This window comes from Bacillus mobilis (assembly GCF_001884045.1).
Classification (GTDB): Bacteria; Bacillota; Bacilli; order Bacillales; family Bacillaceae_G; genus Bacillus_A; species Bacillus_A mobilis.
Genome location: NZ_MACF01000125.1, coordinates 50756 through 63741 on the forward strand (window position 1 = coordinate 50756; position 12986 = coordinate 63741).

At 36.6% G+C, this 12986-nt stretch carries 16 protein-coding genes; 4 read left to right on the forward strand and 12 right to left on the reverse strand.

What is annotated here, in order from left to right; genetic code table 11:
- Position 1: 1 nt before the first annotated feature.
- Positions 2–364 carry a DUF4288 domain-containing protein gene (locus BAQ44_RS24290; RefSeq protein ID WP_002073192.1) on the forward strand — a complete coding sequence of 121 codons (363 nt, stop codon included), beginning with the start codon at positions 2–4 and terminating at the stop codon, positions 362–364.
- A 34-nt stretch (positions 365–398) separates the two neighbouring features.
- On the opposite strand, the gene ccpA is transcribed toward BAQ44_RS24290, so the two are convergent.
- The 5 genes from ccpA to BAQ44_RS24315 form a co-directional block, all read right to left on the reverse strand.
- Complete coding sequence (gene ccpA, locus BAQ44_RS24295) at positions 399–1397, reverse strand: catabolite control protein A (RefSeq protein WP_001103291.1); 999 nt, start codon at positions 1395–1397, stop codon at positions 399–401.
- Positions 1398–1802: 405 nt separating this feature from the next.
- The gene (locus tag BAQ44_RS30920; RefSeq protein WP_161491767.1) at positions 1803–1955 is read right to left on the reverse strand and encodes a hypothetical protein; all 153 of its coding nucleotides are present in this window, start codon (positions 1953–1955) and stop codon (positions 1803–1805) included.
- A 50-nt stretch (positions 1956–2005) separates the two neighbouring features.
- Positions 2006–3022, reverse strand: a complete 1017-nt coding sequence (locus BAQ44_RS24305; protein WP_063260681.1) for a CamS family sex pheromone protein — start codon at positions 3020–3022, stop codon at positions 2006–2008.
- A gap of 116 nt (positions 3023–3138) precedes the next feature.
- A complete protein-coding gene (gene ytxJ / locus BAQ44_RS24310; protein WP_001057490.1) occupies positions 3139–3465 on the reverse strand; it encodes a bacillithiol system redox-active protein YtxJ in 327 nt (108 codons plus the stop codon).
- A complete protein-coding gene (locus BAQ44_RS24315) occupies positions 3465–3977 on the reverse strand; it encodes a DUF948 domain-containing protein (RefSeq protein WP_084669632.1) in 513 nt (170 codons plus the stop codon). The genes ytxJ and BAQ44_RS24315 overlap by 1 nt, the downstream gene beginning before the upstream one ends.
- A gap of 187 nt (positions 3978–4164) precedes the next feature.
- Here BAQ44_RS24315 and BAQ44_RS24320 point away from each other — a divergent pair, with 187 nt between their 5' ends.
- On the forward strand, positions 4165–5280 hold the full coding sequence (locus BAQ44_RS24320) for an aminopeptidase (RefSeq protein ID WP_000654740.1): 1116 nt from the start codon (positions 4165–4167) through the stop codon (positions 5278–5280).
- 38 nt (positions 5281–5318) lie between these two features.
- On the opposite strand, the gene BAQ44_RS24325 is transcribed toward BAQ44_RS24320, so the two are convergent.
- The 4 genes from BAQ44_RS24325 to BAQ44_RS24340 all read right to left on the reverse strand — a co-directional run bounded on the left by BAQ44_RS24325 (position 5319) and on the right by BAQ44_RS24340 (position 7009).
- The gene (locus BAQ44_RS24325) at positions 5319–5753 is read right to left on the reverse strand and encodes a hypothetical protein (RefSeq protein ID WP_071724336.1); all 435 of its coding nucleotides are present in this window, start codon (positions 5751–5753) and stop codon (positions 5319–5321) included.
- Positions 5754–5768: 15 nt separating this feature from the next.
- A complete protein-coding gene (locus tag BAQ44_RS24330) occupies positions 5769–5951 on the reverse strand; it encodes a hypothetical protein (RefSeq protein WP_063260679.1) in 183 nt (60 codons plus the stop codon).
- Positions 5948–6352: a PH domain-containing protein gene (locus BAQ44_RS24335; RefSeq protein WP_071724338.1), complete on the reverse strand. Its 405-nt coding sequence runs from the start codon at positions 6350–6352 to the stop codon at positions 5948–5950. The genes BAQ44_RS24330 and BAQ44_RS24335 overlap by 4 nt, the downstream gene beginning before the upstream one ends.
- 102 nt (positions 6353–6454) lie before the next feature.
- The gene (locus tag BAQ44_RS24340; RefSeq protein ID WP_071724339.1) at positions 6455–7009 is read right to left on the reverse strand and encodes a GNAT family N-acetyltransferase; all 555 of its coding nucleotides are present in this window, start codon (positions 7007–7009) and stop codon (positions 6455–6457) included.
- A 145-nt stretch (positions 7010–7154) separates the two neighbouring features.
- On the opposite strand from BAQ44_RS24340, the gene BAQ44_RS24345 reads away from it, so the two are divergent.
- Together BAQ44_RS24345 and BAQ44_RS24350 are read left to right on the forward strand one after the other, a co-directional pair.
- Positions 7155–7499: a PadR family transcriptional regulator gene (locus BAQ44_RS24345; protein WP_000414140.1), complete on the forward strand. Its 345-nt coding sequence runs from the start codon at positions 7155–7157 to the stop codon at positions 7497–7499.
- Complete coding sequence (locus tag BAQ44_RS24350) at positions 7496–8158, forward strand: HAAS signaling domain-containing protein (RefSeq protein ID WP_071724340.1); 663 nt, start codon at positions 7496–7498, stop codon at positions 8156–8158. Before BAQ44_RS24345 ends, BAQ44_RS24350 begins: the two co-directional genes overlap by 4 nt.
- Before the next feature lie 54 nt (positions 8159–8212).
- On the opposite strand, the gene murC is transcribed toward BAQ44_RS24350, so the two are convergent.
- From murC to BAQ44_RS24365, 3 genes are all read right to left on the reverse strand, one after another.
- Entirely contained in the window at positions 8213–9523 is a 1311-nt protein-coding gene (murC, locus tag BAQ44_RS24355; protein WP_000219461.1) for a UDP-N-acetylmuramate--L-alanine ligase, read from the reverse strand.
- 252 nt (positions 9524–9775) lie between these two features.
- Positions 9776–10894 carry a nicotinate phosphoribosyltransferase gene (locus tag BAQ44_RS24360; RefSeq protein ID WP_000658380.1) on the reverse strand — a complete coding sequence of 373 codons (1119 nt, stop codon included), beginning with the start codon at positions 10892–10894 and terminating at the stop codon, positions 9776–9778.
- 61 nt (positions 10895–10955) lie between these two features.
- Positions 10956–12986: DNA translocase FtsK (locus tag BAQ44_RS24365; protein WP_131801868.1), on the reverse strand; the 2031-nt coding region annotated here is incomplete at its 5' end.

Sequence of the window (12986 nt, forward strand, 5' to 3'; positions counted from 1 at the left end):
TATGTACGCTGTAAAATTATTGTTTGAATCTGTTCATTCTGGTGAGCCTAATCCTACAAAAATGGATGAGCATTATGAAGGAAATCACGATACACTTTTTGAAGAAAGTATTATTCTTGTTAAAGCAAACAGTTTAGAAGAAGCACACAATCTAGGTGAAAAAATCGCTATGCAATCTGAGGATACGTACGATAACATGTATGATGAGCAAGTGAAATGGACATTTCGAAAAGTATTGCATGTGTTTGAATTAGACGATACACCATTTGAAACTGGAAAAGAATTATACGCAAGATTTTTACACGTTAAGAAAAATGAAACGGTAGATACAGTCGTACAAAAATACTATCCCGAATACGAATAAAAGCTCACAGCGAATGCTGTGAGCTTTTTTATACTTACTTCGTTGAATCTCTAAATTGGATACGGTGAGGTAAGATAACAGTGTGATCTTCCACTTTTTCTTTGTTCATATACTTTGTTAATAGACGCATTGCTACTGCACCGATATCATACATTGGTTGTACAACTGTTGAAAGTTGTGGACGAACCATTAATGCAAGGCGTGTATTATCGAAACCAAGTACTTCTACATCAGTTGGTACGTTTAACCCAGCGTCTTGTGCTGCATGGATTACACCTAGTGCCATTTCGTCAGAAGATACGAAGATTGCTGTTGGCTTTTCATCGCTGCTCCAAAGCTTTTCGAATGCTTCGATACCTGAATCATATGTGTAATCTCCATCGATTATAAGATTTTCATCATATGAAATACCTGCTTCTTCTAAAGCTTTTTTATAACCTTGTAACTTCTTCGCGCTTCCCGCTTTATCAATGAAAGGACCAGAGACGAAACCGATACGCTTATGTCCTTGCTCAATAAAGTGCTTCATTGCGTCGTAAGCTGCTTGTGTATAATCAATATTTACTGATGGCGTTTCATTTTGCTCATCAAATGACGCTGCTAATACGATCGGTACTGGAGACTTTTTGAATTCTTCAATATGAATGTCTGTAATATCTTCACCCATGAAAACAATTCCGTCCACTTGTTTTCCAAGCATCGTATTTAATAAATGGAATTCTTTCTCTTTGTTTTGGTCAGAGTTACTTAAAATGATGTTATATTTGTACATTGTTGCGATATCTTCAATTCCACGAGCAAGTTCTGCATAAAACGTATTTGAGATATCAGGAATAATAACACCTACTGTAGTTGTCTTCTTACTTGCTAGTCCACGTGCTACCGCATTTGGGCGGTATCCTAAACGATCAATTGCTTCTAATACTTTCTTTCTTGTTGTAGGCTTTACATTTGGGTTACCGTTCACAACGCGTGATACGGTAGCCATTGAAACGTTCGCTTCGCGCGCTACATCATAGATTGTTACGTTCATCTCATCGCACACTCCTTCTATTTTTGTTATCTATTTTTATGTATCGGTTACTTGAATGAAAAAAAGACATCAACTCTATTTGCAGATGCCACCAATCGTCCCGAGTTCTTCCTTTTACTAATGATACGATAAAAACGCAGGCTCATACAATATTTTCCCGCAAAAGTTTCGAAAAAATTCGCTTCTTTTCTCGTATTTTCGTATTTTTTATGAAAAAAAGGGCATTTTTTGTAAAAATATAGATATTTCACACGGAAAAACCTTATTTTAAGCAGTACGATAGTAAATGAAATTTATATCGGCATTTTTTCGAATATATCGACCGCAACTCGAAATATATCATTGATTTTCCAAATATATCAACCACAACTCTAATTATATCAGCGTTTTTTTTGATATATCGACTTACCGAGAGAAGTCGACAATGATAGTCATTTGATGCGCTGGATTTGGAGATGCGTGGCGCCCTGTAGAATGCGTTATATCAAGAACGGAAGGGGTAACTATATTTCTTCCTTTATAATTGGCACAGCGGAAATATGACGCATTTTTTCCCATCGTACATTTCCACTTACAAGTAAAAAAGACAGTGTAAACACTGTCTTTTTTTATAAGAAGGAAACAAACGGTTTATCACTGTTTTTCTCTTTTATAATAATTGCCTCGATTTTACTCTCGGACTTGATCTGCAATTGCACTTTCGCATCTTTAGGTAATTTTTCTAACATACTTTGAGCAGCCATTTGGGTAAGGGCCATTAATTCTGTTTTACCGTTATATTTAATAACAATATTCATATTTAATGCATCCATTTGATTTTTCTTATAAGACACTTTAGCATTGACTGGGATAAAATCTGCCGGAGAAAAACCTTTCATTGCATCAGCAAATTCAGTTATTTTTGTATTATCTTCTCCATGTGCTTTTGTAAATTCATCAGAAGGATATGAATACGCTTGTTCATCAATCGTACTCCAATTTCCAAGGTTCGTATCATTCTTTTGAACGGTAGCACTAGCAATATACGTACCATTTTTTAAAGAACTTGTACTTTCTTGCTTAAAGATAGCAAATGTAATTGGAGATTTGTTATACTTGTCATTTTTATTAATCGCTTCAGTAAGTTGCTTAGCAACTTCAGCGCCCTTAGACATTGCTTCTTCATTCGATACACTTGAAGACATCGCTAGCCCAATCACCACACCAGATAAACTTAATTCATTTGAATTCTGCTTCCCGAAATAGTCTTGTTCTATAATATTTGTCAAAACTGGCGCTTCTACTTTCGCGACTAATTCATCAACTAATTTCTCAGGGATATACTGATTTAATTGCAGTACATGACTTTCTGTATCAAATTGCTCTTTCGCAATATTCATTAAACCATTTTCATACTCTGCTAAATCTAATTTAGAATTTGTTTTTATATTAGCTGTATTTATAACCTTTTGTTCTTTTAAAGGAATTACAGTTCTATAATAATCTTTAGAAACAGCAGTTCTCGGAATCATGCTTTTTTCTTTCGTATCCTTTTGTATAACTTCATCCTTCTTACTAATCGTATCATTACTACAAGCTCCTAGTAATAAACTTACGACCGCGAAGGATAATGCCATTTTCTTCATTACTTAAAACCTACTTTCAACAATCTAGTTATTTAATTTGAACTATTAACAGTGTACCATTAAATATATTTCAACAAAAACAAAAAAAGAAGCAAGCACCTTTAGCTTGCTTCTTTTTACTTAATATTCTCTTCTAAAGCGTCTTTTTTAATGTTCCAATGAGACGTATTCCATACTACCATCCCATCTTTTATGTATAACACTTGCGGAGATTCATGTTTAATGCTGTACTGTTCTGCAACACGATTCGAAACATCTCTCGCATCTTGTACGTATAAGTAATACGCTGGTACTGCTCTTTCTTCACTGCAATATGCTTGAAATTCTGTATATGCACCGTGACTAATCGGGCATGTCGTACTATGTTTAAAAAGAACATAAGGCTCATTTTTTTCTACTAATACTTCAAGCTCTTCAATTGTTTCAACTTTTGTCATATTCATCACGATTCACCTCTCATACGAAGTCTAGAGCGCTTCTCTTTCTTTTCAGCCTTTTTCTCAAGTCTTTCTAATTTACGCTCTTCTTTTTCAACCTTTTTCTCTTGTCTTGTCGTACGATAATGATTGTATACTTCAATTGCCGCGCTGCTCCACTGTACAACTTGCGCTACTTTATCTGCATTGTTTTCAATTTCGCCTGTAACAGATTCTGATACATTACGAAGTTTCGTATTTAAAGAATGGATTGTCGTTCCAATTCCATCTACACCCGATACTACTTTGTTTAATGATTGTGACTTCTGTTGAATGTCATCAGCTAACGCATTTGTTTTATGTAATAATTGCTCCGTCTCTACGCTAATCCCTTGCATTTGCTTTTCTAAACCTTCTAACGTGCTCGCAACGTTTTCTAACGTCTTTTGAACCGATAACAACGTTCTGCATACATACACTACTAATACAGCGAAAGCAACCGCGATAATAGCCGCACTTACATATAAAAGAACTTGCATTTCATCACTTCCTTTATCTTTTTCATACTTTCTCCTATTATACAATCATTTTCCGTTTCGTTCTAATCCTTATCTTTTCATTAGAATTTTCATACTTATTCGTTAACTTTAACATAAATGATTCAACAAATTCCACTAAGTAGGTTACAATAGGAGAGGATACATAATTAGTAGGGAGGCTTTACATATGAAAGATCCACGCATTGAAAAGTTAGCATACAATTTAATTAACTACTCTATTCGCTTACAAAAAGGCGAAAAAGTATTAATTGAAAACTTTGGCTTACAAAAAGAACTTGTAACTGCACTTGTAAAAGAAGCATATGCAGCTGGTGGTTTCCCATTCGTTTCTTTAAAAGATCATCAAGTAGATCGCTCTTTATTAATGGGTGCTACTGAAGAACACTTCGAACAAATCGCTGCATATGAAGCAAGCGTAATGAAAGATATGGACGCTTATATCGGTCTTCGCTCTGGCGATAACATTAACGAACAAGCTGACGTACCAAGTGAAAGAATGCAAATTCACGGTCAAACAGTTGGTAAGAAAGTTCATAGAGACATCCGCGTTCCGAAAACGCGCTGGGTTGTTCTTCGCTACCCAAATGCTTCTATGGCGCAGCTTGCTAAAATGAGCACAGAAGCTTTCGAAGACTTCTACTTCGAAGTTTGTAACTTAGACTACGGTAAAATGGATAAGGCAATGGATAGCCTTGTTACATTAATGAATAAAACAGATAAAGTTCGTTTAACTGGTCCTGGAACTGACTTAACATTCTCTATTAAAGACATTCCAGCTATTAAATGCTCAGGTCATTTAAATATTCCAGACGGTGAAGTATACTCTGCACCAGTTCGCGATTCTGTTAACGGTACAGTTTCTTACAACACGCCATCTCCTTACAACGGTTATACATTTGAAAATGTACAACTTAAGTTTGAGAATGGCCAAATCGTTGAAGCAACTGCAAACGACACAGAGCGCATTAACAAAATCTTCGATACAGACGAAGGCGCACGCTACGTTGGTGAGTTCGCAATCGGCGTAAACCCATACATCTTACATCCAATGGGAGATATCCTATTCGATGAAAAAATCGATGGCAGCTTCCACTTCACTCCTGGACAAGCTTACGACGATGCATGGAACGGCAACAACTCGAACATTCACTGGGATTTAGTATGCATCCAGCGCCCGGAATACGGCGGCGGCGAAATTTACTTCGACGACGTACTAATCCGTAAAGACGGACGCTTCGTTGTATCTGAACTAGAAGCTTTAAACCCAGAGAACTTAAAATAATAAAAAAAAACGCTCGGAATTTTCTCCGAGCGTTTTTTTTAATACTTTAATAAGTCTTTCGCCACATCTTCTGGCACTTTAAAACCCATCTTCTTATTTTTCATTTCAACTTCGACATAAGGGACATCTTTATATACTGTCATTGCACCAATTTCATGTAACTCTTTTTTATCTTTACTCGACTCTGATAATTTTGGTGTATCTTCTTGATACATTTTAAATGTTTTCCCTTGCGGAGTATCCATAGGAGCCGATTGCATTTCCCACTTATCCATTTTCATGACTTCAAACAGCTTTTCAATTTCTTTCTTATCGGTAATTACTTTTTTATCACTTGAATCTGTAAATGATTCAATCTCAACCTTTTGTGCCTTTTCAAAGTTCATATCAGCCTTTTCCTTCTTCGCACTACACCCTATTAAAAGAACGGATGCGGTTAGCAGAAGTAAAAATAACGTAAGGACTTTTTTCATTTCTAATCCTCCTAACTACATAGAACTACTTTTTTCGTTTTTGGTTTGCTGAAAATGAAAATAATATAACAGCGCCACTGCGATAGTACCTATTAATATCGGTTCATATAAGGGCAGATCCCATTTCATATATACTCTAGTGCAAATAGCAAACACAAGCAAAATTTCCAAACAAAACAAAGGTTTTACATATTTCATTTCTTACCCACCATTTCTATTTTCACATGTGGATTTTCTTTTTCTACAAGCGATAAAAACTGCCCCATATGTTGCGGCATCGCAATCATATGTACTTTATATGCATTCGTCGTAATTTCAAGGGATTTCCCAACTTGACGAATGATTCTTATCTCTTTCAATACAACATCGTCATTTAAAATGCCGTACTTCAATACACCATTTTCTACTTTATGCTTTTTAATAAATACTTCCCAAACGAGTGGTACATTTACAAGGAAGCATAAACCCATTCCAATTAACGCTGACAGCCACTTTTCTTGATTGGTGAAAAGTATGACAAGTGGATACACAAACATAAAAGCTAACGTGAGACAAACGAAAATTACTACCGACTTACTTCTTTGAATCGGAATGTTCATACACGCACCCCCTTAACCTAAATTATACCACTTTTTCCATTTTAGTCATAAAAAAAGGCCATTTCTGAATGACCTTTTCAAACAATGTACCTATATCATTTCTTACTTACCTTTAATCTCCTTCCATTCAGAAGCTAGTAAACTATATACAGCGATATCGTGAAAATGATCGTATAGCCATTCATCATCTCTTAAAATACCATCTAACTTAAAACCTAAACGCTCTGGAATAGCGCGGCTTTTCACATTTTCAACACCGCATCTAATTTCCATTTTATTTAATTTTAAATTCTCAAATGCATAGTGAAGTACAGCCTTCACGCTACGCGTCATAATGCCTTTCCCGCCAGCATCTTCTGCAAGATAATATCCGAGACTCGCCGCTTTCTTCCCCCAACTTACCGGATGAATGCCTACCATCCCAACGAGCTTTCCTTTATAACGTATGCCACTTTCAAAACCGTCTCCCTCTGCAAACTTCTTTAACCACATCGGACAAATCTCATCATACGCACCAGCAGATTTCATCCCATCCACCCAAGGAAGCCATCTTCGTAAATGACTACGGTTTTGGTTTATTAATTGATATAGTTCCTCTTTATGATGCTTCTCTAATAACTGTAATTCGATTTCATCGTCTACTCGAAGTGTGAACATGTTTTATAGCTCCTTTTTAGTTTTCTTATTATTCTAACACTTAGAGATGTAAATTGTTAAATATTAACACTTCCTTTCGAATTTTATATACGAATAAACACTATATATGATTGATATCTAGATATGAATCATATATAGTTAAAGTATGGAAAAAAATGATAATTTTATAATTCAATTACGTAAAGGTGTTTTTGATCTCGCTATTTTGTCTTTAATAAGCAAACAACCTATGTACGGATATGAAATTACAAGTGCATTACAAGATATCCCTGTGTTTCATATCCCAAATGGTTCGATTTACCCTATATTAAATCGAATCACAAAAAACAATTGGGCTGTTTCCTATTGGGAAGAGTCCGGTGATGGCCCAAAAAGAAAATACTATCGCATTACAGACGAAGGGAGAGAAATTTTAAATAGTCGCTTACATGATTATGATGCAGTGTATCATGCTCTAATGTTACTAGCTAAAGGAGAGGATAAAAAATGAACAAAGAACAATTCTTTTCAAATGAACTCATTACTTCTTTCTTACACGATCTTCATAAAGGTTTAATGAACTTACCTGCGTCAGCAAGAGAACAACATGTGCTAGAGATCAAATCGGATTTATATGAAAATGCATTAAGTAAAGAAAGCGAAGGGATACCATTAGAAATCATCCCTTCACAAGTGATTGAAGAATTTCTTCCTCCAAAAGAATTAGCAAAGGAAATTGCAGGAGAATATACAGATGTTATTCAAGATGCACAGCAATCTACAAATACATTTATTAAATATTATTCCGGCCTCTCTATCGGTCCACTCGGCGCTTTATCAGTGCCTATTGTACTCGGTTTTATAAATTTTTCTGCTAATTTACCATTTTTACTAGCCTTTATTGCAAGCAATATTTGGTTTATCTTTAGAGAAAACCATTGGAATATAGATTTATTAAAATACTTTAAAACAATTATTTTCATCAGTTCAAGACTGCTAATTGCTCTCCCATTCAGCTTTTTTGCGATTCGAATTATAATAACAAAACAATTCGATATGTTTTCATTCTATTATTTAATCGGATACGTACTTTTTAGTTCACTATATATCTTCTTATTAAAACAACTATACAAAAAGAATGAACAATACCAACATATCAACGCTTTTTAAAATATATTGAACACAACAAAAAAGACGCACAGCCTCAGCTATGCGTCTTTTCTATTACTTCTCTGCAACTTGAACTTCTTTTACGTAAGCTGCTTCGAATTTTTGGATGTCACCTGCGCCCATGAAAATTAGAACGCCGTTTTTATGTTTCTTTAATACATCCGTTGTTGTATCTGTAATTAGTTCTGCACCGTCAATACGCTTTTGCAGATCTTCGATTGTTAATTCACCTTTGTTTTCGCGTGCTGATCCGAAAATATCACATAAGTATACTTGGTCAGCTTTGCTTAGGCTTTCAGCGAACTCATCTAAGAACTTTTCTGTACGTGAGAATGTGTGCGGCTGGAATACAGCGACAACTTCACGCTCTGGATGTTTTTGACGAGCTGCTTCAATCGTTGCATTAATTTCTGTCGGATGGTGTGCGTAGTCATCAATAATAACTTGCTCTCCCATTGGCTTTTCATTAAAGCGACGTTTTACGCCTTCAAAAGTTGTTAGCTGATGCTTAACTGCTTCTACATCAACGTTTTCATAATGGCAAAGCGCGATTACTGCTAATGCATTTAATACGCTGTGATTGCCGTATCCTGTAATTTTGAACGTGTCATAGTACGTATTACGAACGAATACATCGAAAATAGTACCATCTGTTCTCTTTTGAATGTTACGTGCTTGGAAATCATTATCTTCTCCAAATCCATAGAAAATAACAGGTACTTTCGCTTGAATTTTTTGAAGTTCTTCATCATCTCCACATGCAATAATGCCCTTTTTCACTTGCAATGCCATCTCTTGGAATGCATTGAATACATCATTGATATCTGAGAAATAATCTGGATGATCAAAATCAATGTTTGTCATAATCGCATAGTCTGGATTGTAAGACAAGAAATGACGACGATACTCACAAGCTTCAAATACAAAATACTTACTATTTTCTACCCCATGCCCTGTTCCATCTCCAATAAGGTAAGATGTAGGGTGTGCACCTTGCATTACATGGGCTAACAAACCAGTTGTTGATGTTTTTCCATGTGCACCAGTTACAGCAACACTTGTGTATTGGTTCATAAGGTCACCTAAGAAGTGATGGTAACGATGTACTGGGATGTTTAATTCTTTTGCTGCTACGATTTCTTCATGCGTATCAGGAAATGCATTTCCTGCAATAATCACTTGTCCTTCTTTTACATTATTTTTATCAAAAGGAAGGATCGAGATATTACGCTTTTCCAACGCTGTTTGTGTAAAGAAACGCTTTTCATAATCAGACCCTTGAACAGTATGCTTCATGTCATGAAGAATTTGAGCTAATGAACTCATTCCTGTTCCTTTAATTCCTACAAAATGGTAAACTGTCATCTTAAAGAACCTCCAACATTTCGAACTAATACAACGGCCTATCTATAAGACAGTATATGAATCTTTTCTTATTTTGGTAATCATCATACATTTTTGATGTAGTGAAGTTATTCTTCCCTTCACTTATCAGGATAAACTCGTACGTACTTCTTTTTTATGTCCATAACAAATCCATTATAGCAAAAAAGAAGCCGCTATACTATGATAACAGAAAAACTGATAGGGTCAATCACCTATCAGTTTTTCTCTCTTTTACATATCTTCTCTTTTTTCTAATTGAACACGCTCTAAACGTGGGTTTGGACGATATTTACGACCAGCTTTCGCTTCTGGTTTTCCATTTAATTCTACGTTATCACCAGTAAAGCCAATATTCATTTTTAATAAGCTACTTCCTACTCCGTATATATCAACAGGTACGTTTTGAGCTTCAAATTCACGAATACGCTTCTCATCAAATCCACCAGTTACAACGATGTCTACATGCTGGAATCCTTCTTCATCAAGTGCTTTACGAAGTGCGAATACAAGCGATGGGTTTACACCACGTGGATCAAATGTTCCAAGTACTTCTGGGTGGCGAATGAAGTATTGATCAATCATCGTACGCGACGTATCTACACGTACACCTTTTAATGTTGATCCAAATTCACGCGCTACGCGAAGTGCATCTGTAATGACATCATTGTTGTAATCAATTAATACAACTAATTCATCTTCTGGGAATTTCTTATGATATGCTTTTGCCGCTTCCACAACATCACCATTAAACATTTGAATTAATGCGTGAGGCATTGTCCCCATACCACTTCTGCCCCACCATTCATTCATCGCATGCGTCGCCTGTGCGCTCATACCTCCGATGTATGCTGCATAACCGTCACCAGCTTGTTGTGTATAATGATCGTCACGGTCTCCCATGAAAATAACTGGTTTTTCTTTATCTACGCTACGCGCAGCTTGGACAACGTTATATACGTTTGTCGCAACTGATGTACGACGAGCTAAAATCCCATCAATAACACCTTCTAAAAATCCGAAATTTTCATAAGGCCCATGAATTGTTAACACTGTTTCAAACGGACTAATATTATCGCCATCTTTTAAAGAGTTAATTTCAAGTTCCTCAGGATTTTTAGCGAATGTTTGTAGCAATGCAATTACTTCATCTGTTCCGCAAAGAACTGCATTTTCCTTCTGGAAAAATTGCATCGTTACAACACTTTTCGGGCGAAATTCTTCAATGATTTCTCTAGTCTTTAAAAAGTAAACGGCAGAGAACCAACCTTCTCCAACACGTTCGTCAAATTTAAATGTTCTATTTGTTAGTCTATTTATTTCACCTTTTAATTTTAATTCAATTTCTTTCATGTCGCTTTACTCCCTACTTTACTATCCAACATTTTCTCTTAGTATACAGCAAAACCGTTTACTATACATTTGTTTCCTGCATAGCAGCGAATTCATCCTCAGAAATGAGGACATCTCTTGGCTTCGTTCCTCTTGCTTCAGAAATAATTCCTTGCGATTCCATCTCTTCAATGAGACGTGCCGCGCGATTATAACCGATGCGGAATTTTCGCTGTACAGAAGATGTGGACGCTCCCCCTTGTTCTACAACAAATTGACATGCTTCAAAGAACAATTCGTCTTCCGACTCAGCCTGTTCTGTTTTCGCTAATAAATCCTCTTGCTTAAATAAGTAATTCGGTTTCATTTGCTTTTTCACATGATCAACTGTCTTTTCAATCTCATCATCCGATACATATACACCTTGTACACGAACAGGCTTAGATGTACCGTTCCCTAAGAATAACATGTCACCACGGCCAAGTAATTTCTCCGCGCCACCAATATCGATAATCGTACGCGAATCAACTTGAGATGATACAGTAAATGCAATACGCGTTGGAATGTTTGACTTAATTAAACCTGTAATAACATCTACAGACGGACGCTGTGTCGCTACTAATAAATGAATACCACAAGCACGTGCTTTTTGCGCAATACGACAAATCGCTTCCTCAACATCACCAGGTGCTACCATCATTAAGTCGGCTAACTCGTCAATGACAATAACGATATAAGGTAATGTCTCTCCCGGAATTTCTCGCCCACTTACAATCGTATTGTAACGAGTTAAATCACGAGCCCCTGCATGCGCAAACAATTCATAACGGCGCTCCATTTCTTCAACTGCCCACTTTAATGCAGCTGTCGCTGCTTTTACATCCGTAATAACAGGTGCTACAAGATGCGGAACAGAATTGTATGGTGCAAGCTCAACCATCTTCGGATCGATTAACATTAACTTCACTTCATGCGGTTTCGCTTTATATAAAATGCTCGTTAAAATTGCGTTAATACACACACTTTTACCAGAACCCGTTGCACCCGCAATAAGTCCATGTGGCATTTTTCGAATATCCGTTACAATTGGATCGCCTGAAATATCAAGTCCTAGCGCAACTGTAAGCGGTGATTCGCTCTTTGTAAACACAGGACTTCTTAAAATTTCACGAAGAAATACTGGCTTACTTTCTTTATTTGGAACTTCGATTCCAATTGCACTCTTCCCTGGAATCGGTGCTTCAATACGAATATCTTTCGCTGCTAAGCTTAACTTAATATCATCACTTAAATTTGTAATTTTATTTACTTTCACACCTGGGTCTGGCTGTACTTCAAAACGAGTTACTGCTGGACCTTGCGATACGTTAATAACATGTGCGCCAACATGGAAATTATTAAACGTTGTATCTAATAATTCCTTCTGCTCATCCAACCATTCCGTATTATCCAACGCCGATTGCTGCGGAATCGATAGCAATGTTAATGGCGGAATTGCATATGTCGGTGGTGTTTGCAATACATTTCGCATATCGTTCTCTCTTTGATTTACAACATATGCTTTCTCTTGTACTTCCGTACTTGAAATTGGCTTTTGTACTTGCTCTGCCACTACTTGTTGCACTGGTTTCTCTTCCACTTGTGGTTCTACTACCTCTTGTTGCACTAGCGTTTCTTCCACTCGTGATTCTACCACTACTTGCTGCATTGGTTTTTCTTCCACTCGTGATTCTACCACTACTTGCTGCATTGGTTTTTCTTCCACTTGTGGTTCTACTACCTCTTGTTGCACTGGTTTTTCTTCCACTACTTGCTGCATTGGCCTTTCTTCCACTTGTGGTTCCACTACCACTTGCTGCACTGGTTTTTCTTCTACTTGTTGTACAGGCTTATTCTCTACTCGTTCACTCATAGAAGATTGCATTGCATTTGCTCTAGCCGCATGTCTTTCCATTAATCGCGTTCTGTCTTGTTTCAACATAACAACATTAAATGGTACATGACGCTTCTTCTCACGTTTTGGTTCTTCTTTTTGTACAACCTGTTGTTCTTCTGCAATCGGTGCTTCTTCTACAACTGGCTGCTCTTCTGCAATCGGTGCTTCTTCTACAAC